The sequence below is a fragment of the Baaleninema simplex PCC 7105 genome (assembly GCF_000332355.1).
In the GTDB taxonomy this organism is placed as follows: domain Bacteria; phylum Cyanobacteriota; class Cyanobacteriia; order Cyanobacteriales; family Geitlerinemataceae; genus Baaleninema; species Baaleninema simplex.
Genome location: NZ_KB235958.1, coordinates 2,855,427 through 2,876,135 on the forward strand (window position 1 = coordinate 2,855,427; position 20,709 = coordinate 2,876,135).

Below are 20,709 nucleotides of genomic sequence, written 5' to 3' on the forward strand. Positions count from 1 at the left end.
TGTGGAATCGTTCTGGCGGGGACTTGAAGTTATCTGAGTTCAAGTCTAGTCAAGAGGTTGAGAAGCAGGAAATCCTTGGTGTGAACCAAGGAATCTCCCAGCATACCCATTAGGGTTGCTGGGAGAGGATGTCAAAGCCGCCAAGGAAGCTAAAATATCCCAAGTGCGAGCGCTGGATTCGGTCTTATTGCTGCAAGAGACCTTGCGAGCGATGAGGGCGGGACGTAACTGTCGTTCGGCGGGATTATTGGTGGCCTCGACTTGAGGTAAATCCAGAACATTTTGCCTTCAGGCAAGGGGCTGTGGATGGATAAGCGGCGCGGGGCAGGAATACCCAATCGCGAGGCTTCGCCGTGAGCGTCAGCCGAACGGTTGGGAAGCCCGCACTGTACCTGTAGGGTCAGCGTCGGGAGGATGTCAATATCCGAAGCTAATGTCGTCTACAGCTAGTTCTCCATCGAACGCGTAAAACGTGACGCGATGAATGTTGGGGGCTTTAACGATGAGTTGATAGTTAGGGGGGGTCGTCTTTTTGCTGTCGGCGAGGTTCGACGAGGGGAGTTCGGCGCGGGCGATCGTTTCTCCAAGATGGTTGTACGCCGACATCGCGGTAATTCTGGAACTGGTGATGAATCCCGATACGAACTGAACGGGATGGCTGAATTTCAACTCGAGAAATCCATTTTGAGGCGCACCCATCAGTAGGATTTCGCCTGAGTGGGTGGGATAGGCGGGATTCGACGGACAAACGGCGATCGCGTTGTCGAATTGGACGCCCCACCGTGCGAATTGATCTCGCACGACTTCAAAACGTTCTAAGCCTTCAAAGTCTAGGCGTACGCAGGCTGGAAGCTGGGAGCTGTAAGTTCGGTCTGTAGAACCTTGTCGTTCGACTCGAGCGATCGTGCTGTTCGTGGCAGCAGTGCGATCGCCCTCTAGCCATCTCGACGCGGTGTCGAAACTATCCCAGGGATAAATGATTGACTCTAGCATAGTCTTGTCCGATGCTGTAAACCCACGCAAATGCTGGCGCGAGACCCGTGACGATCTTTGGCGATCGAAGTTTTCTTTAGGCTTCGATCGTTTGTTTGGTGAGGGGTAAAACCCCTCATTCAGATTTTATCAGACTGTCAAGGACGAGGTTATGTACAATCGATACCGTTACGTTCGTTTTTAAGCCTTATTTATTTATTGTATGCCTCCCAAATGGCCTGAAAAACCCGACCCGAAAGACCCGGCGTACCGACGCTTGGGCGATCGCATCAATTTCGCCTTGCACGTAGCAATTTTCGCCGCTTGTAATTCCGGCGCTTGGTTTTTCTACACCCTTTATCGTATCGACGAACCTTGGACGCTTTGGGCGAGTGCGATTTGGGGTGCAGTCTTGTTCGCTCACGGCGTTTACATCTTTGGACTGGCAAACTACTCCCAATCTTAAGTCGGTCGGGGAAGAAACCCTGATACACTATGGGGTGGTTTTATCGAAAACACAGGTTAATCGAGCTGTGATGGAAGTAGGTCAAAAGGTTAAAGTGCGTCGGATTCGCGATCGCGTCCCGAGCGACATCGTTAGTCAAATCAAACAAAATCCCGTCGGAACGGTTTCTGAGTACAAAATGGTCGATGGCAGTGGTATCGGCGTCGTCGTGACGTTCGATCGCGGCTTTTCGACCTGGTTCTTTGAAGACGAACTCGAACCCGCGTAAACGATTGCAACGATCGATATAGGGGGGGGACGGTAACATCAATTCCGAGCCCCCCTTTTTCAGTCAGCAGTCAGCAGTCAGCAGTCAGCAGTGGAGACAGTTTTCAGTTTTCAGTAGGTGCGTGACGATCGATCGTGAGATCGATCTCCACGTACCGCCAACTGCCTTCGGGCGAGGGGGGGAGAGTTCGCCCGATCGCTTTTATTTAAAATTAGCTCTAAGGCTTGCTGAATGAGGAATTTGGGGAATTTGGGGAGGGAGAGGCGATCGCGCTGAAGGGGGGCGATCGCGCTATCTTCAGAAATTGTAACGATATGTATTTCTTTTTATGGCACAGATTCTGACATTTCTAGGAAAAGGCGGTACCGGACGCACCACCATGGCCATCGCCACGGCGAAATACCACGCCAGCTTCGGACGGCGCGTGTTACTCGCCAGTCAAGGATCGGGTCCGGAATTTAGCTTGCTGCTGGGGGCGTCGGTGGCCTCGGAACCGACAGAAATCGAGCCGAACTTGCAGGCGATTCAGTTTTATACGCCCTATATGCTCGAGCAAGGGTGGGAACAGGTGAAGAGTTTAGAGGCGAAATATCTGCGAACGCCGTTTTTTAAGGAAGTCTACGGGCAAGAACTGGCGGTTTTACCGGGAATGGATAGCGCCTTCGCCATCAACGCCGTGCGAGAGTACGATGCGAGCGGGAAATACGATGTCATCGTCTACGATGGAACCGGCGATCGCGATACGCTGCGAATGTTGGGAATCGCAGAAATTGCAGGCTGGTATCTGCGCCGTTTTCGCCAGGTTCTCGAGGGTTCGGATATCGTGCGGGCTTTGTCGCCGTTCGTGCAACCGGTGAGCAGTGCCGTGTTAAACGTCGATTGGTCACAAACGGAGTTTACCCCCGATCAGCTCGACGATTTACTCGGTGAGGGCAAACAGACGCTCTCCAATGCCAAACGGATCGCAGCCTATTTGGTAACGACGGAGGATCCGGCGGCGATCGCCGTGGCAAAATACCGTTGGGGGGAAGCCCAACAAATCGGCTTGACGGTCGGGGGCATCGTTCTCAATCGCAGGAGCTTCAGCGAGACGATCGCGGCGGAATTCGCCCCGCTGACGCTGAGTGCAGTTCCCACCAAAGTCGGCGACGACTGGCAGCCGATTATTGAAAATTTACCGGATTTCGAGAGTGTCGCCAACGCCCCGAAACCGATGGAAATCGACCTCGCCGCGCAAACGGTACGGTTGTTCTTGCCGGGATTCGATAAAAAACAAGTCAAACTGATTCAGTCGGGGCCCGAGGTGACCGTCGAAGCTGGGGAACAACGGCACAATATCTTTTTACCCCCGGCGTTGCAGGGTAAGTCCGTGAAAGGGGCGAAGTTTCAGAATCAGTATCTGACGATTTCGTTCTAGTCGGTGCGTGACGCGGAAAGGCGATTTTAAGGTCTACATCCCCAGCATTTGCAGCCGCGTCACACACCCTACCACGAGGTTTCGAGGCGTCGCTGGTGATTGTGGCGGGTTCGTTCATCAAGCACAAGCCGAAATTGAACGCGGCTAAGCTTCCGGTACCGATGGCGAACCAGCGATCGCAGGCACGATTTGCGAATCACCGCTTCGCCGAACAAACTTAACCCAAAGCCGACAAACAGCAATCCGGCGATACCTTTTACAAGCCACAGTTGGCGTTCTCGTTTCATGGGGCGCGATCGCAGAATAGACAACCAGAGCGATCGTACGGCCAGTTTGAGGGACGGCGCGATCTCGAACTGGGGAAACTCCCGCGATCGCAGTAGTTGTTTCGGGCAAAAACTCTCTATCAAGATCCGTCGCAGTACTCCGCCTATACCGCGAAGCGGTTAGGGGGTGGTGAAGCGGCGGTGAGTTGAGGTGCGTCCCCTGAACAATGCGATAGCGAGAGAAGGGGATAGCGCCGAAACGAGCCATCAAATATAATTGATAAGGTGGTAACACGCTGAAAACATACGGATAGCTCATCCAGTAGGCAGCCCAGAAGTAACGGTTAAGACACTGGCAACCTGTATAGAGCATAAAGCCCAAAACCAAAAATCAGATCCGTCCGGCTTGGGGGCACCAAGTGGACGTAAAACAAAAAGCCTGTGGAATCGTTCTGGCGGGGACTTGAAGTTATTTGAGTTCAAGTCTAGTCAAGAGGTTGAGAAGCAGGAAATTCTTGGTGTGAACCAGGGAATCTCCCTGCATACCCGATAGGGTTGCTGGGAGAGGATGTCAAGCTGGGAATATCGCGGATCGTCTTGCCCGAACCGACACCGGGCCCCCAACGATCCGTCACCGATGCCGCGATCGCCTTCGCATTATGGCCTTTTCTCCGCCTTCTCCAAACCCGACGGGCTACGACCCCTCGCGAGCGTGGCACGCCCTCAGCCCCCACGACGCCCTCACTTTCCTCGACAGCGACGCCGAACGAGGATTGACGGACGCGCAAGTCCGCCAACGCCTGCAAGTTTTCGGTTGGAACGAAATCCGAGAAACAGCCGGTCGCAGCAACCTCGTCATTTTGTGGGAACAGTTTACCAACGTCATGTTGCTGATGCTGACGGGCGTCGCCATCGTCTCAGCACTGTTAGATTTGCGTCAGGGAATTTTTCCCCGAGATGCCGTCGCAATTTTCACCATCGTCATTCTCAACGCAATTTTAGGCTTTTTCCAAGAAAGTCGAGCTGAAAAAGCCCTAGCCGCCCTCAAACGGCTGTCTGCGCCCCAAGTGCGCGTCGTCCGCAGCGGCATTCCCAGCGAAATTGCGGCCAAAGAACTGGTTCCCGGCGATATCGTTCTCCTCGAAACAGGGGGGTCTGTGGCGGCGGACGCGCGCTTGCTGGAAGCTCGAAATTTATCCATCCGAGAAGCTGCCCTAACCGGGGAATCGGAAGCCGTCAGCAAACAGGCCGATCTCCGCTGTCACGAAGAGGCGGCGTTGGGCGAGCGATCGAACTTGGTGTTTCAAGGGACTGAAATCGCCAGCGGCCGCGGCCGGGCTGTGGTGACGAAAACCGGCATGAATACTGAAATCGGACAGATTGCGACGCTATTGCAATCTGTCGAAAGCGAAGCGACTCCCCTGCAACAGCGCATGGCGGAACTGGCCAACGTTCTGGTTCTCGGTTCCCTGCTGTTGGTGGCGTTCGTCGTCAGCGTCGGCGTGTTGCAAACTGGATGGAGTCAGTTTCGGGCGTTGTTGGAAGTGTCGCTGAGTATGGCGGTGGCGGTGGTTCCCGAAGGACTTCCCGCCGTGGTCACGGTGACGTTAGCCATCGGAACCCAGCGCATGGTGCGTCACAACGCTCTGATTCGCAAACTGGCGGCGGTGGAAACCTTGGGATCGGTGACGACGATTTGCTCGGATAAAACCGGAACGCTGACCCAAAATAAAATGGTGGTGCAGTGGGTGCAGACGGGGACGCAGAACCTGAGCGTGACGGGAGAGGGCTACCAGCCCAGCGGTCAGTGGCGCGAACGAACGCCGTTACACGATCGCGATCGCCCTTCGGACCCGATCGTCGATCGCACTCACCCCGACCTACAACGGTTGTTGTACGCCTGCATTCTCTGTAACGACGCACTGTTGAAACAAAGCGGCAATACTTGGGACGTTATTGGAGATGCCACCGAAGGCGCGTTGCTGTCTCTGGCGGGAAAGGCCGGGTTGTTCCGCGAAGCGATCGCCCCGAAAATGCCTCGCATTGCCGAAATTCCCTTTTCCTCCGAACGCAAGCGGATGTCCGTGACGGTCAAACGACCGGATATCGAATCGAACGAAGACGCCCCCTATCTCCTCATGATGAAAGGCTCTCCCGAGGTGGTGTTAGAGCGGTGTACTCAGGTGCGACGGGGCGATCGCACCCATCCCCTCAGCAAGCGCGGCCGCCAAATTTTGCTCGATCGCAGCAATCGCATGGCGGCCCGAGGGTTTCGCGTTTTGGGCTTGGCCGAACGCCCCCTCGACACCCTCCCTGACAGCGACGCTGACGCCCTCGAACAACAGCTCGTTTGGCTGGGTTGGGTGGGAATGCTCGACGCCCCGCGCCCGGAAGCCCAAGACGCCGTAGCACGCTGTCGAGAAGCGGGAATTCGTCCGGTGATGATTACCGGCGACCACCGCCTCACCGCCCAAGCGATCGCCTACGATTTGGGCATCGCGCGACCGGGCGATCGCGTCCTCACCGGGCAAGAGTTAGATCGCTTGTCTCCAGACGCCCTCGAGGAACAGGTCGATCTCGTCAGCGTGTACGCCCGAGTTTCCCCCAAACACAAACTCGACATCGTCCGCGCCCTGCAAAAGCGGGGTCGGATCGTCGCCATGACGGGAGACGGCGTGAACGATGCCCCCGCCCTCAAACAAGCCGACATCGGCATTGCTATGGGGTTAACCGGAACTGACGTGAGTAAGGAAGCTAGCAATACCATCTTGCTCGACGACAACTTCGCCACCATCGTCAGAGCCACCGAAGAAGGGCGCGTCGTCTACGACAACATTCGCCGTTTCATCCGCTACGTTTTAGGTAGCAACGTCGGGGAAGTGTTAACCATCGGTTCGGCGCCTCTCCTCGGCTTGGGGGGCGCTCCCCTCTCGCCGCTACAGATTCTCTGGATGAACCTCGTCACCGACGGACTTCCTGCCTTAGCCTTAGCCATGGAACCGGCCGAACCCAAGGTGATGCAGCGTCCCCCGTACAGTCCCCACGAAAGTATTTTTGCTCGGGGGCTGGGGGTGTATATTCTCCGCATCGGCGTTGTGTTTTCGGTATTGACGATCGCCTTGATGACTTGGGGATACCGCTACGCTCACAGTTTCGGCGACCCCGATCGCTGGAAAACTATGGTGTTTACGACGTTGTGTTTGGCGCAAATGGGTCACGCGTTAGCGGCGCGATCGACGACGCAACTGACGGTCGAACTGAACCCGCGATCGAATCTCTACGTTTGGGGCGCGGTTATCCTGACGACAGTGTTACAACTGATGTTGATTTACGTGACGCCGTTGCGGAACTTTTTCGGAACCTATCTGTTAAGTCCACTGGAACTTGCGGTATGTTTCGGATTTAGTCTGTTGGTGTTCGTGTGGCTCGAGGGAGAAAAACTCCTTTATCGGTGGCTTTCTCGGCGTAAAAAAACACGAGCGTTATAACTCGACTTCAACAGTGTATTGTCGGATCTCGTCTGGTTGTCAAATTTGTTAGAACAGCTATCTCTGACGGTTTCAAGAGTGTCGCGACCTCTGACACTTTCCTCACTTTACTCTCTTTTTAGTTCGTCTGTATGAAAATTATCTTGATGCTTGCCATTTTGGGACTGGCGTTAATTTCGTTTGCAGCGGAATGGTTGCCCGTCGATATCACTGCGCTCGTCGTGGCGATCGTGTTGATGTTATGTGGTTTGGTGTCGCCAGAAGAAGGGATTTCGGGGTTTGGTAACTCCGCGACGATTACTGTCATGGCCATGTTCGTTCTCAGTGCGGGCGTGACGCGCACGGGAGTCGTTCAGATCGTGCGAGACGGACTGTTGAAGTGGGGCGGAAAACAGATTTCTCGACAAATCTTAGTAATGGGAGGAATTGTCGGCCCCATCACTGCGTTTATCAACAATACGGCGGTGGTCGCGATTTTTCTTCCTATTGTTGAAAGTTGGTGTAAGCAGCGTCAAATTTCCGTGTCGAAGCTGTTAATTCCCCTATCTTACAGTACGGTACTCGGAGGAATGTTAACGCTGATCGGTACTTCGACGAATATTTTGGCGAGTGGGTTGTCGAAGCAATTGGGATATGGGGAATTCAGCTTGTTTGAATTTACGCCCGTCGGGATCGCAACGTTCGCGATCGGGTTGATGTATTTATCTTTCGTCGCGCCTTACCTACTTCCCGATCGCAAACCCCTCGATGGCGATTCGATCGAAGACGATTACGGCTTAGAAGATTACATCAGTGAAATGGTCATTCCACCGGGGTCGATCGCCATTGGAAAAACATTAAGAGAAAGTGAAATTCAACGAAAATTCGACTTGTCTGTCCTCGAAATTATTCACGATGGCATTCATTTTTCGCAACCCCTCGCTGACAAAACTTTATCTGCTGGGGATGTGTTAATCGTTCGCGGTAGCCGAGATAATTTGTTAAACGTTCGCGACGAACGAGGGATTGAAATTTTAGCAGATATGAAATTCAACAAGAAAACTGTTGAAGATGAAATTAGTTCTGGAGAAGAGAAAGTCGCTGAAGTCTTGATTTTGTCGAACTCGCGGTTAATCGGAACGACACTGAAAGATTTACGTTTTCGACAACGTTATAACGCTACCGTTCTCGCCATTCGTCGCGGACAGGAACTCATTCGCGATCGCCTGGGGAAAATTCCTCTTCGTTTTGGAGATTTGCTGTTAGTTCAAGGCCCAAAAGATAGCTTTATTGGCTTGCAAACAACGCGAGAACTGCTGGTATTAGAAGAGCGAGAAGTTGAAACCCTGCGACAAGATAAAGCCAAAATTGCGCTCGCGATCGTATTGGGAGTCGTGGTTCTGGCTGCGTTTAACATTCAACCCATTCTAGTCAGCAGTTTATTAGGGGTTGTTTTGATGGTAATTACCGGTTGTCTCAAGCCGGGAGAAATTTACGGTGCAGTGCGTTGGGATATTATTTTTCTGTTAGCGGGTTTGATTCCCCTCGGCATTGCGATGGACAATTCTGGGGCAACCGAATGGCTGGCAGAGAAGTTAGTGTCTGTTGGCGGTCATCTGTCGGGATATTGGATTTTAACGTTTTTCTATTTGGCGACGAACTTACTGACGGAGGTGTTATCGAACAACGCTTCAGTGGTGTTGATGATTCCGGTGGCAGTAGAAGTTGCAGAATCTTTAGGTCTCAATCCTCTGGCGTTTATGTTCGCCGTGACGTTTGCCGCCTCCAACAGTTATTTAACGCCCATTGGCTATCAAACGAACACGATGGTTTACGGACCGGGGGGATATAAGTTTTTGGATTTTACCCGAGTTGGTGCGATTTTAAACTTAGTTTTAACCTTCTTTACGCCTTGGGTTATCGTGCAACTTTACGGGTTATAAGATGCCAAGTTACCGGTTTACAGCATCTACTAGATCGAGTATGGCTCTGTAAAATTCCTCGCGATCGAAGCGATCGCCATTGTTGTGACCTGCATCGGGAACTAGCAACAGTTGTTTGGGTTCGGAGGCGGCGGCGTACAGTTTTTCGCTCATGGACGCCGGAATCAGGGGATCGTCGAGTCCGTGAACGAACAAGACGGGAATTTCGATCGCTTTTACCTTGTCGATGGAGTTAAACTTCTCCGTTAGCAACACTCCCACGGGAACGAAACGCGATCGAGGATGTAACCGAACGATATCCGTCATGGAGGTAAAGGAGCCTTGAACGATCGCACCGCCTGCGTTGGGGTGGCGAACCGCTAAATCGACGGCGACAGCGCCGCCGAGAGAATGGCCGTAGATGATAATATCGCGAGGGGCGATCGCCCGCTCTGCAATCAAATAATTCCAAGCTGCCTCAGCATCCCGATACACCGACGACTCGCTGGGATAGCCACCTTCACTTCGACCGTAGCCACGATAGTCCACCAACAACACGGAAAATCCAATCTGGTTCAACCGATAGGATTGAGTCACGTTTGTACTGACGTTGAAGCCGTTTCCATGGAAGTATACTAGCGTTCCCAAAGTGGCGTCGGGGTTGGGCATCCACCAACCGTGTAGACGTTCGGGTTCTCGAAACGGTCGTTTGATGGGAATCCAAACATCCTCGTAATAAAGTCCGTGGACGGCGGGGGTTCGAACTAGGTCGGGAGTGGGTCGAAAAATGAGATAGCGTTGTCCGAGGAGCAGAACCAGACACAGTAGAAGGTAAAGACTCAGGATAACTTTGAATAGAGTCTGAAACAGGAATTTCAAACGGGGAAGCGATCGCCAGCGGCGAACCACTAAGAGCAAGACCCCGAGAACAACGAGAGAAATTAGGATTTTGCCGATTATTATCCAGAGTCCGAGATTCATAAAATTCGATGTCAAACGCTTCGTTTTATACGGCTTCACCAGGACAGTTCGGAACTCCAGATTGACGATTTCATCAAAAAACCCCGGTTTGAATGACAAGCCGGGGTTTTGAACTGATTCGACGAAAAGGCGATCGCCCGTTTTTAAGAAGTCGCCGAAAGCGTCAGTAAAAACGACAAATTCGACGAGGCTTGCAAAGCGTGGGGGGCGTTGGCTGCCATGAAGACGAACGTTCCAGGGTCGAGAGAAATCACGTCGCCGTTGAGGATAAGCGTTCCCGTTCCCTCCAAAACGTGAACCGTGGCGTTCCGGGTGGCCGTATGTTCGCTAATTTCAGTGCCTTCCGCCAAACAAAACAGGGTGTACTGACAAGCCGAATCTTGAAACACGACTTTACTCAACACCCCTGCTTCGGGATATTCGAGGCGATCGCGTAAATTCAGGACGGGACTGTGAGCTGAAACTAAATGGGTTGTCATAGGGTTCTCTTACGATCGTCTGAGCAGCGAGACGCAATCTATACGTCCTCTTCGTCTTCGACTCCTTCAGCCGCCGGAGGCACCAACGCCACCGCAGCGATCGCGCGCCCCTCACCTCCTCGTGAAACTCAACCCTCACAAGAGATCGTAGAGGAGTCGTGTAGTACGTGATGTTATTGGCTGGGTTGAAAAAACTCGAATATCGCGGTTCCGACTCTGCACTACTAGACTGAACGTCAGTCCGGATCTATAAGAACGTTGCAGCATAAAGTTTTTTGACTGAGTTGTGGCTTCATCCACGATAGGATTCAAGTTTAAACTTATATCAAACGGCTTTCCTAAACTTAGATTTCTTAGTTCCAGCAAACCTCGCGTCGCTCGATAGGGCAATCGGAATCGTCCAGAAAATTTCCTCAATAATTTAATATTCTGAGTCGATTCAAATTAGATAGAGTACTAATATCCTCGATCTGATTGTCGAACAACGATAGCTCGGTCAACCCAACCAAGTTAGACAGTGGAGTGACATCTTGAATCTGGTTGTTGTTGAGATATAACTTATACAGATTCATCAAATTCGCCAAAGGGGACAGATCTCTGATACGATTTTCCCCTAAATCCAGTTCGGTTAAATTGATTAAATTGGTTAAGGGAGATATATCTTCAATCCGGTTATTAGATGCATAGAGTTTTTCTAAAGTTATTCGTCCTTCTAAAGCTGATAAGTCGTAGATTCGATTTTTGGAAATAGTCAAACTTCGCAAGCGAGGTAACTTGGGTAGAGAATTCAAGTTTTGAAGTTGATTGTATTCAATACTCAATTTTTGCAAATTGGTCAAGTTTGGGAATCCATTCAAATTCTGAATAGAATTACCATTGAGAAAAAGACGCTCTAGATTGGGAAGTTCGGGAAGAGTTAGTAGACTACGAGTGTCTATAGGATTTTCACTGAGAGTTAAAGAAGTTAAAGAAGTAAGAGTCACGAGTGGGCTCAAGTCTTCTATTTGATTACTTTCCAAGCTTAACCTTTTTAAAGTAGTCAAGCGACTGAGAGGACGAATGTCTTCAATCTGATTTTCAAATAAGATTAAGCCTTCAATTCCAAGCAAACTTCCAATCGGTCGCAAATCTTTAATGTTTTTATCGATTAAAGTTAACGACTTTTCGTCGAGAATCTCCGCCTCGATTAAATGACATTCTACATTCCCGTACCGATCGCGGATTGTTTCCACGGTATGACGAGCTTCTTCATCGAGTCGTTGGCGATTCTCACACCAGTCTGTAAAGGTTTCGTATTCGGGTTCTTCCGCTTCACGAGTAAGGAGGGGGTGGCTAAGATTTGAAGGGATGAAAGATTCCGAAACGGCGATCGCTTGACTTAAAGCACTTGGGGAAGATAAGGCGAGATAGGATACGCTTGGGTTGTAACCGATGCAGAGAACCGCTAAGACTTGTCTGAAAAGCTTGAAGGGAATCATTTTCTAGGTTGAGGACAAAGTTTATTGGAATCTTAGCATGGGGGCGATCGCGCGACTCTCACCTCCTCGTGAAACTCAACCCCCACAAGAGATCGTAGAGGAGTCGTGTAGTACGTGATGTTATTGGCTGGGTTGGAAAAACTCGAATATCGCGGTTCCGGCTCTGCACTACTAGACTGAACGTCAGTCCGGATTCAGAAGAGCTTTGTAGCATAAAGTTTTTTGACTGAGCTGTGGCCTCATCCACGATAGGATTCAAGTTTCAACTTATATCAAACGGCTTTCCTAAACTCAGGTTTCTTAGTTCCAGCAAGCCTCGCGTCGCTCGATAGGGCAATCGGAATCGTCTAGGAAATTTCCTCCGTAACTTAACATTCTGAGTCGATTCAAATTAGATAGGGAACTAATATCCTCGATCTGGTTGTCGAACAACCATAGCTCACCCAACCCAACTAAGTTAGACAGTGGAGTCACATCTTGAATCTGATTGTTGTTGAGATATAACCAAGACAGATTTATCAAATTAGCTAACGGGGATAGATCTCTGATGCGATTTTCTCCTAAATCCAGTTCGGTTAAATTGATTAAATTGGTTAAGGGAGATATATCTTCAATCCGGTTATTAGATGCATAGAGTTTTTCTAAAGTTGTTCGTTCCCCTAAAGCGGATAAGTCATCAATTTGATTGTCACGAATGATTAAAGCTCTCAATAGAGGTAACTCAGGCAGGAAATTCAAATTTTTAAATTGGTTGTTGTAGAGATACAGAGCTTCCAAGCTAGGCAAGTTTGGAAAAGATTCTAAGTCTTGTAGTTGAGATTCTCCGAGACTCAACGATCGCAATTGGGTTAGCCTTGATAATCCATCCAAGCTCTGAATAGAATTGCCAGAGAGAATAAGTCGCTCCAGATTAGGTAAGCCAGGAAGAGTTAGTAAAATGAGTGCATCAATATTGTTTTCTCTTAAATTTAAATAAGTTAAAGAATTGAGAGCGGCGAGCGAAGCTAAATCTTCAACTTGATTCTTTCCTAGATCTAGTGAGTTTAAAGTAGTCAAGCGACTGAGAGGACGAATATCTTCAATTTTATTGTCTAATAAGGTTAATTCTTCAAGTCCGAACAAACTTCCAATCGGACGCAAGTCTTTGAGGTTTCTGTTTATCAAAGTCAACGACTTCTCTTCGAGAATCTCCGCCTCGATTAAATGACATTCTACATTCCCGTACCGATCGCGGATTGTTTCCACGGTATGACGAGCCTCTTCATCGAGTCGCTGGCGATTCTCACACCAGTCTGTAAAGGTTTCGTATTCGGGTTCTTCCGCTTCGCGAGTGAGGAGGGGGTGGGTCAGACTTGAAGGGATGAAAGATTCCGAAACGGCGATCGCTTGACTTAAAGCACTTGGGGAAGATAAGGCGAGATAGGATACGCTTGGGTTGTAACCGATGAAGAGAACCGCTAAAACTTGTCTGAAAAGCTTGAAGGGAATCATTTTCTAGGTTGAGGACAAGGTTTATTGGAATCTTAGCATGGGGGCGATCGCGCGACCCTCACCTCCTCGTGAAACTCAACCCCCACAAGAGATCGTAGAGGAGTCGTGTAGTACGTGATGTTATTGGCTGGGTTGGAAAAACTCGAATATCGCGGTTCCGGCTCTGCACTACTAGACTGAACGTCAGTCCGGATTCAGAAGAGCTTTGTAGCATAAAGTTTTTTGACTGAGCTGTGGCCTCATCCACGATAGGATTCAAGTTTCAACTTATATCAAACGGCTTTCCTAAACTCAGGTTTCTTAGTTCCAGCAAGCCTCGCGTCGCTCGATAGGGCAATCGGAATCGTCCAGGAAATTTCCTCCGTAACTTAACATTCTGAGTCGAGTCAAATTAGATAGGGAACTAATATCCTCGATCTGATTGTCGAACAACCATAGCTCGATCAACCCAACCAAGTTAGACAGTGGAGTCACATCTTGAATCTGGTTGTTGTTGATATATAACTTATACAGATTTATCAAATTAGCCAACGGGGACAAATCTCTGATGCGATTTTCCCCTAAGTCCAGCTCGGTTAAATTGATTAAATTGGCTAAGGGAGATATATCTTCGATCTGGTTATTAGATGCATAGACTAATTCTAAAGTTGTGAGTTCCTTTAAAGCGGATAAGTCATTAATTTGATTGTTGGCAATACGCAAAATTCGCAAGCGAGGTAACTCAGATAGGAAATCCAAGTTTTGAAATCGATTGTTATTCAGCCACAAAGCCTCTAAGCTAGGCAAATCGGGAAAAGAATCTAAGTTCTGAAGTTGAGAATCTTCAAGACCCAACCATCGCAATTGAGTTTGACCGGACAAGCCTTCTAAGTCATGAATAGGATTACCATTGAGAAACAGAATCTCTAGATTGGGCAGTTCGGGAAGAGTTAGTAGATTGAGAGCATCTATAGGATTTTCAATTAAACTTAAAGAAGTTAAAGAAGTGAGAGTCGCGAGTGGAGTCAAATCTTCGATCTGATTGCTTGATAAATCCAATCTTTCAAGTCCGAGTAAACTTCCAATCGGACGCAAGTCTTTGAGGTTTCTGTTTATCAAAGTCAACGACTTCTCTTCGAGGATTTCCGCCTCGATTAAATGGCATTCAGCATCCTCGTACCAATCGCGGATTGTCTCCACAGTATGGCGAGCCTCTTCATCGAGTCGTTGGCGATTCTCACACCAGTCTGTAAAGGTTTCGTATTCGGGTTCTTCCGCTTCGCGAGTGAGGAGGGGGTGGGTCAGACTTGAAGGGATGAAAGATTCCGAAACGGCGATCGCTTGACTTAAAGCACTTGGGGAAGATAAGGCGAGATAGGATACGCTTGGGTTGTAACCGATGAAGAGAACCGCTAAAACTTGTCTGAAAAGCTTGAAGGGAATCATTTTCTAGGTTGAGGACAAGGTTTATTGGAATCTTAGCATGGGGGCGATCGCGCGGGTGCATTTCACTTTTGCAAAAACATCAGTTTTGGGTGGAAAAATTCCCGATTAGCACTTCCGGTATAAGATCCCCGACATCTTGGAGATGCCGGGGATCTGGAAATTGAGTGCACCCAATTCGATAAATTTACATTTTATGAGATGTACCCTAAGTTGGTAAGGATATCGCCACAGCATTCCCAATATTTAACCAAAAAACCCCAGTTTTTTCTTGAAACTGGGGTCGCACATCGATCGAGCCAGAAATCGCCCGTTTTTAAAAAGTCGCCGAAAGCGTCAGTAAAAACGACAAATTCGACGAGGCTTGCAAAGCGTGGGGAGCGTTGGCTGCCATGAAGACGAACGTTCCAGGGTCGAGAGAAATCACGTCGCCGTTGAGGATAAGCGTTCCCGTTCCCTCCAAAACGTGAACCGTTGCGTTCCGGGTGGCCGTATGTTCGCTAATTTCGGTTCCCTCGGCCAAACAAAACAGGGTGTACTGACAAGCCGAATCTTGAAACACGATTTTACTCAACACCCCTGCTTCGGGATATTCGAGGCGATCGCGTAAATTCAGGACGGGACTGTGAGCTGAAACTAAATGGGTTGTCATAGGGTTCTCTTACGATCGTCTGAGCAGCGAGACGCAATCTATACGTCCTCTTCGTCTTCGACTCCTTCAGCCGCCGGAGGCACCAACGCCACCGCAGCGATCGCGTCTTCTTTATCGAGACGCTGCACCCGAATCCCCGTCGCCGTACGGGATTGCGGCGTAATCGCACTGGCAGCCTGACGGATGATAATACCCCGCGTTGTCACCATCATCAACTCGTCTTCCTCGGTCACCACCAGTAACGCCGCCACGGTATCGCTGTCTAAATGAGACTTGAACTTCGTGGCGATCGTGCCTTTTCCGGCGCGATTTTGCAAGCGGAACTGCGACACGGGAACCCGCTTTCCGTAACCCCCCGTCGTGACGACGAGCATCCAAGGTCCTTCGCTGGTGGTGGTTTCCTCGTTTTCTTCTCCCTCGATCGCCTCTTCGTCGAGATCGCTGTCGTCAGGTAAATTGTCCAGTTGAGAAATCACGCTACTGGGCAATATATCCATACCGATGAGTTCGTCGCCCTTACGTAAATTCATGGACTTGACGCCTCGCGTCGCCCGACCGAGGGGGCGCAGTTGGTCGCGATCGGTTTTAAAATGAATCGCCATCCCCATACGGGAGCCGATAATAATACTGTCGTCTTCTCGGGCCCGACGCACCCAACGCAGTTGGTCGCCTTCGCTGAGAGAAATCGCGATCAAGCCGTTGGCGCGAATGTTGCTAAACGCCGAAAGAGAGGTTTTCTTGATGTTGCCGCCTTTGGTCAGCATGATCAAGTATTCGTCGTCGGTAAACTCCGTGACCGGAACGATCGAGGTGATCTTCTCGTCGCGGGGAATCGGCAACAGTTGCACGATGGGAACCCCTCGCGAGGTGCGCGATCCGGTGGGAATTTGATAGGCTTTGAGACTGTAAACCACGCCGCGATCGCTGAAAAACAGGACGTTATCGTGATCGCAACAGGTCAGGAAATGTTCGATACCGTCGTCTTCCTTCATCTTCGTACCAGACTTGCCTCGCGTCGCCCGGTTTTGCGCCTCGAAGGTATTCACGGGCATCCGTTTGACGTAACCCTGTTCGGTCAACAAGATTAACGCCTGTTCGTTGGCGATGAGGTCGGTATCGTCGAGGTCGCCTTCGTCCCGCAGAATTTCCGTCCGTCGGGGGGTGGCGTAGCGTTCTTGGAGTTCGCCGAGTTCGGCTTCGATAATCTGTAAAATCCGCTCTCTTCGCGCCAAAATATCGTTGAGATCGGCTATTTTTTCTTGTAAGGCTTGGTGTTCCTGCTCGATTTTTTCGGCTTCTAAGGCAGTCAGACGCCGCAATTGCATTTGTAAGATGGCGTCGGCTTGTGGTTCGGAAAGGTTGTAACCCTCGATCAGTTCGGTTTTGGCCGTGGCACTATCGGGAGAATGACGAATCAGACGGATGATGGCGTCGAGGTTGGCCAGAGCAATGAGTAACCCTTGCAACAAGTGGTCTCGTTCTTCAGCTTTCCGCAGTTCGTACTGGGTTCGTCGGGTGATGGTTTCGATGCGGAAGTCGAGGAAGACTTGCAGGGAGTTCTTCAGAGACAGCAGTTGCGGTTCGCCATCCACCAACGCCAACATATTCGCCCCGAAGTTGTTTTGGATGGGGGTTTGTTTGTAGAGGTTGTTGAGAACGACGCGGGGGTAAGCATCGCGTTTGAGTTCGATGACGATTCGCATTCCGTCGCGATCGCTTTCGTCGCGGATGTCGGAGATTCCGTCGATTTTTTTATCGTTGACGAGATCGGCGATTTTTTCGATGAGAGCGGCTTTGTTGGTTTGGTACGGCAGTTCGGTGACGATAATGGCTTCGCGATCGGGGGCGCCCTGCCGTTCGAGGGTTTCGATATTGGCCACGCCGCGCATGGTAATCGACCCCCGGCCGCCGGTGTAGGCGTCGCGAATGCCGCTGCTACCGAGGATTTGCGCTCCGGTGGGGAAGTCCGGCCCGGGGATGTATTCCATCAGTTGGGTGTCGGTCAGTTCCGGGTTGTGGATGAGGGCAACTAAGCCGTCCACCAATTCGCCGAGGTTGTGGGGGGGAATGTTCGTCGCCATCCCCACGGCAATTCCCGAGGAACCGTTGAGGAGCAGTTGGGGAATTCGTGCCGGAAGAACGACGGGTTCTTGTTGGGAGCCGTCGAAGTTATCGGCGAAATCGACGGTTTCCGAGTCGATATCTTGAAGGAGGGCGGTGGTGCTGAGCGATTGCAACCGACATTCGGTGTACCGCATGGCGGCGGGGGGATCGTTATCGACAGAGCCGAAGTTTCCGTGACCTTCGATCAGCGGCGATCGCATGGAAAACCCTTGCGCCATCCGTACCAGTGCGTCGTACACTGCCGTATCGCCGTGGGGGTGATATTTACCGAGGACTTCCCCGACGACCCGAGCGCATTTACGGAACGGTCGATCGTGGGTTAAGCCCAATTCGTGCATGGCGTACAGAATTCGCCGATGGACGGGCTTGAGACCGTCGCGGGCATCGGGTAACGCTCGACCGACGATGACGCTCATAGCGTATTCGAGGTACGATCGAGACATTTCATTGCGAAGATCTGTCGGAACGATCCGCTCTTCGGCAGTGGTCATACGGTAAAAATCTCCCTTAAAACCGCGATTTGCATCTGTTGCGTTCGCACGACGCAAGTTTCGTATTCTCGTTTGACGACAGCTATTGAAGCGTCGATTATAATAATCATTTTAACATATTTTCGATCGCGTCTCGCTCGAGGAGCGCAGGTGTTGAGACGGGTTAAAATTGCACCTCGAATTAATGGAATTTCTCTTAGCTCGAACGGAATTAAAACGATGTTTCCAATCTTTTACTCGGATGCGTTTCTCGAACATAAAACTGGGGTGTTTCATCCCGAACGTCCCGAACGTTTGAAGGTCGTTGTGGAGCGCTTGAAATCGCAGCGATGGGCGCATCTATTACAGTGGGAAACACCGACACCGTTCGATCGCCCAGCAGTTTTCGACAGTCTCAGTCAGGTTCATCCTCTCTCCTACGTCGATCGCGTTCGTCGCATCGCCGAACGGGGGGGCGGCCACCTCGACCCCGATACGCCCGTTTCGCCCCGGACTTACGAGGTGGCGTTGTTAGCCGTCAGTGCCTGGATCGACGGGGTCGATCGCGTCGTGGAAACGGGAAAACCGGCCTTCGTTCTCGCCCGTCCTCCCGGCCATCACGCCACCCGCGATCGCGGTATGGGATTTTGTATTTTTGCCAACGAAGCGATCGCCGCCCTCTACGGTTTAAAACATTTCGGGATCGATCGCGTTGCCATTCTCGACTGGGACGTTCACCACGGAAACGGCACGCAATCGATTATCCAAACCCATCCTCAACTGGCCTATTGCTCGCTCCATCAATCTCATTGCTATCCCGGTACGGGATTTGAAGACGAACGCGGCTGTTACAATAACGTTTTAAATATTCCTATATCTGTTGGAACCGTTAGTTCGGTTTATCAAGAGCTTTTTCGAGAAAAAGCCCTGCCGTTTCTCCGCGACTTTCGACCGGATTTATTAATTATCAGCGCCGGATACGATGCCCTGAAAGACGACCCGCTAGCGGGGTTGTATTTAAACCCTGAAGACTACACCGAACTGACCGAGCAATGTTTGCAAATTACCGAACATATTCTCTTCGGTTTAGAAGGAGGCTACGACCTCGATGCTCTCGCCGAAGCTGTCGTGCGAACCATCGAACCCTGTTTGATAGTCGAGCGTTGATAATTAGGTAGGGTGGGCATCGCCCACCGCACTCAAATCTAAGCTTTTCCTACTTTTTCGCGAGAAGCGGCGGTCTAATTGGAATTGTTCGAGTGCTTGTAGGGTGGGCATCGCCCACCGCACTCAAGTCCAAACTTTTCCTACTTTTTCGCGAGAAGCGGCGGTCTAATTGGAATTGTTCGAGCGATCGCGATCGAGTCCCCTTATCGGTGGGTAATGCCCACCGCTTTTTATTACTGTTTTTACCTATGCCTAAACGTCCCCTAAATTTAGATAGCGAGCGACCGTTTGCACGTCCTTATCACCGCGCCCCGAGCAGTTAATCACCACCGTCGTACCGTCGTCTAATTGAGGACAAAGGGTTTCTAGATAGGCGATCGCATGGGAGGTTTCCAAAGCCGGAATAATGCCTTCCAACGCCGAAAGTCGCTGGAACGCTTCCACGGCTTCGGCATCCGTGACGCTGTAATATTCCGCCCGTTGCGTTTCCTTCAAATAACTGTGTTCGGGCCCCACACCGGGATAGTCTAACCCCGCACTAATCGAGTGGGCTTCAATAATCTGGCCGTCGTCGTCTTGCAACAAATAACTCATCGCCCCGTGCAACACGCCCACCTGACCCTTCGTCAGCGTAGCCGCGTGTTTCTTCGACGCAACGCCCTCTCCGGCAGCTTCGACGCCAATCAAGCGCACCGAAGACTCTTTCACGAACTCGTAAAACAGCCCCATCGCGTTCGATCCGCCGCCGACACAAGCCAGCAGAACATCCGGCAACCCGCCCCACATCTCCTGGCACTGCTGGCGTGTTTCCTGACCGATAATCGCGTGGAAGTCCCGCACCATCATCGGATAAGGATGAGGGCCGGCCACCGACCCGAGAATATAATGGGTTGTTTCCACGTTCGTTACCCAGTCGCGAATCGCCTCAGACGTGGCGTCCTTGAGAGTTCCCGTTCCGGCGGTGACGGGTTCGACTTTCGCCCCCAACAGGCGCATCCGCACCACGTTGAGCGCCTGACGTTCCATATCGCGAACGCCCATGTAGACAATGCACTGGAGTCCGAAGCGAGCGCAGGCCGTGGCGGTGGCCACCCCATGCTGTCCGGCACCCGTTTCGGCGATGACCCGCTGTTTGCCCATGCGTTTGGCCAGCAAAGCTTGAGCGATCGCGTTATTAATTTTGTGAGCGCCCGTGTGGTTGAGGTCTTCCCGTTTCAGGTAAATTTTCGGGCCGGTGCCGTCAGGACGGGTGTAGTGTTCCGTAAGGCGTTCGGCGAAATACAGCGGCGAGGGACGCCCCACGTAATCCCGTAACAAACCGTTTAGTTCTCGCTGAAACTCCGCATCATCTTTGTAGCGTTTGAAGGCGGCTTCGAGTTCGGTAAGGGCGGGCATGAGGGTCTCGGGGACGTATTTACCCCCAAACTGTCCGAAGCGCCCGAGTGTGTCGGGAACTGACGCAGCTTCGTTAGATTGAGAACCGGAAGGAGCGGGAGATACAGTCACGGTCGTGCGAGATAACTGAACAGACTCCCAATATTATAAGGGAACAGGGAATAGGGAACGGGGAACGGGGAAATAGAGATAAGGGAGTTTTGGGGGGGCGAAACGATAATAGGGAACGGGGAACGGGGAACGGGGAAATAGAGACAAGGGAGTTTTGGGGG

General features: G+C 51.0%; 17 protein-coding genes. 6 read left to right on the forward strand and 11 right to left on the reverse strand.

Annotated elements, in window-relative coordinates; translation table 11 throughout:
- Positions 1-45: 45 nt before the first annotated feature.
- Positions 46-276, reverse strand: coding sequence for a transposase (locus GEI7105_RS41050; RefSeq protein WP_144053928.1), 231 nt, complete (start codon positions 274-276; stop codon positions 46-48).
- Positions 277-417: 141 nt separating this feature from the next.
- Complete coding sequence (locus tag GEI7105_RS30685; protein WP_017661207.1) at positions 418-993, reverse strand: hypothetical protein; 576 nt, start codon at positions 991-993, stop codon at positions 418-420.
- Between the two features lie 202 nt (positions 994-1,195).
- On the opposite strand from GEI7105_RS30685, the gene GEI7105_RS0114740 reads away from it, so the two are divergent.
- From GEI7105_RS0114740 to GEI7105_RS0114755, 3 genes are all read left to right on the forward strand, one after another.
- Positions 1,196-1,438, forward strand: a complete 243-nt coding sequence (locus tag GEI7105_RS0114740) for a 2TM domain-containing protein (RefSeq protein WP_017661208.1) — start codon at positions 1,196-1,198, stop codon at positions 1,436-1,438.
- Positions 1,439-1,508: 70 nt separating this feature from the next.
- Positions 1,509-1,706, forward strand: coding sequence for a cytochrome b6f subunit PetP (gene petP, locus GEI7105_RS0114745; protein WP_026097671.1), 198 nt, complete (start codon positions 1,509-1,511; stop codon positions 1,704-1,706).
- Between the two features lie 328 nt (positions 1,707-2,034).
- Positions 2,035-3,123 carry a Get3/ArsA fold putative tail anchor-mediating ATPase NosAFP gene (locus GEI7105_RS0114755; RefSeq protein ID WP_017661211.1) on the forward strand — a complete coding sequence of 363 codons (1,089 nt, stop codon included), beginning with the start codon at positions 2,035-2,037 and terminating at the stop codon, positions 3,121-3,123.
- 68 nt (positions 3,124-3,191) lie between these two features.
- On the opposite strand, the gene GEI7105_RS39055 is transcribed toward GEI7105_RS0114755, so the two are convergent.
- On the reverse strand, positions 3,192-3,533 hold the full coding sequence (locus tag GEI7105_RS39055; RefSeq protein WP_192816690.1) for a hypothetical protein: 342 nt from the start codon (positions 3,531-3,533) through the stop codon (positions 3,192-3,194).
- A 515-nt stretch (positions 3,534-4,048) separates the two neighbouring features.
- On the opposite strand from GEI7105_RS39055, the gene GEI7105_RS0114765 reads away from it, so the two are divergent.
- Both GEI7105_RS0114765 and GEI7105_RS0114770 read left to right on the forward strand, forming a co-directional pair.
- Positions 4,049-6,877 (forward strand): cation-translocating P-type ATPase, encoded by a 2,829-nt coding sequence (locus GEI7105_RS0114765; protein ID WP_017661213.1) that lies wholly within the window; start codon positions 4,049-4,051, stop codon positions 6,875-6,877.
- A gap of 131 nt (positions 6,878-7,008) precedes the next feature.
- Positions 7,009-8,799 carry an SLC13 family permease gene (locus tag GEI7105_RS0114770; RefSeq protein WP_017661214.1) on the forward strand — a complete coding sequence of 597 codons (1,791 nt, stop codon included), beginning with the start codon at positions 7,009-7,011 and terminating at the stop codon, positions 8,797-8,799.
- 9 nt (positions 8,800-8,808) lie between these two features.
- Here the strand turns inward: GEI7105_RS0114770 and GEI7105_RS30690 are convergent, their stop codons facing one another.
- The 7 genes from GEI7105_RS30690 to gyrA form a co-directional block, all read right to left on the reverse strand.
- Entirely contained in the window at positions 8,809-9,759 is a 951-nt protein-coding gene (locus tag GEI7105_RS30690; RefSeq protein WP_245555417.1) for an alpha/beta hydrolase, read from the reverse strand.
- Between the two features lie 143 nt (positions 9,760-9,902).
- Complete coding sequence (locus GEI7105_RS0114780) at positions 9,903-10,238, reverse strand: cupin domain-containing protein (RefSeq protein WP_017661216.1); 336 nt, start codon at positions 10,236-10,238, stop codon at positions 9,903-9,905.
- Positions 10,239-10,651: 413 nt separating this feature from the next.
- Positions 10,652-11,716, reverse strand: coding sequence for a leucine-rich repeat domain-containing protein (locus GEI7105_RS30695; protein ID WP_017661217.1), 1,065 nt, complete (start codon positions 11,714-11,716; stop codon positions 10,652-10,654).
- A 300-nt stretch (positions 11,717-12,016) separates the two neighbouring features.
- On the reverse strand, positions 12,017-13,207 hold the full coding sequence (locus GEI7105_RS30700) for a leucine-rich repeat domain-containing protein (RefSeq protein WP_017661218.1): 1,191 nt from the start codon (positions 13,205-13,207) through the stop codon (positions 12,017-12,019).
- Positions 13,208-13,507: 300 nt separating this feature from the next.
- Entirely contained in the window at positions 13,508-14,632 is a 1,125-nt protein-coding gene (locus tag GEI7105_RS30705; RefSeq protein ID WP_017661219.1) for a leucine-rich repeat domain-containing protein, read from the reverse strand.
- 313 nt (positions 14,633-14,945) lie between these two features.
- A complete protein-coding gene (locus GEI7105_RS0114800) occupies positions 14,946-15,281 on the reverse strand; it encodes a cupin domain-containing protein (RefSeq protein WP_017661220.1) in 336 nt (111 codons plus the stop codon).
- A 38-nt stretch (positions 15,282-15,319) separates the two neighbouring features.
- Positions 15,320-17,896, reverse strand: coding sequence for a DNA topoisomerase (ATP-hydrolyzing) subunit A (gene gyrA / locus GEI7105_RS30710; RefSeq protein WP_017661221.1), 2,577 nt, complete (start codon positions 17,894-17,896; stop codon positions 15,320-15,322).
- Between the two features lie 219 nt (positions 17,897-18,115).
- Here gyrA and GEI7105_RS0114815 point away from each other — a divergent pair, with 219 nt between their 5' ends.
- Positions 18,116-19,042, forward strand: a complete 927-nt coding sequence (locus tag GEI7105_RS0114815) for a histone deacetylase family protein (protein WP_026097672.1) — start codon at positions 18,116-18,118, stop codon at positions 19,040-19,042.
- 252 nt (positions 19,043-19,294) lie between these two features.
- Here the strand turns inward: GEI7105_RS0114815 and trpB are convergent, their stop codons facing one another.
- Positions 19,295-20,548 carry a tryptophan synthase subunit beta gene (gene trpB / locus GEI7105_RS0114820; protein ID WP_017661224.1) on the reverse strand — a complete coding sequence of 418 codons (1,254 nt, stop codon included), beginning with the start codon at positions 20,546-20,548 and terminating at the stop codon, positions 19,295-19,297.
- Positions 20,549-20,709 lie beyond the last annotated feature (161 nt).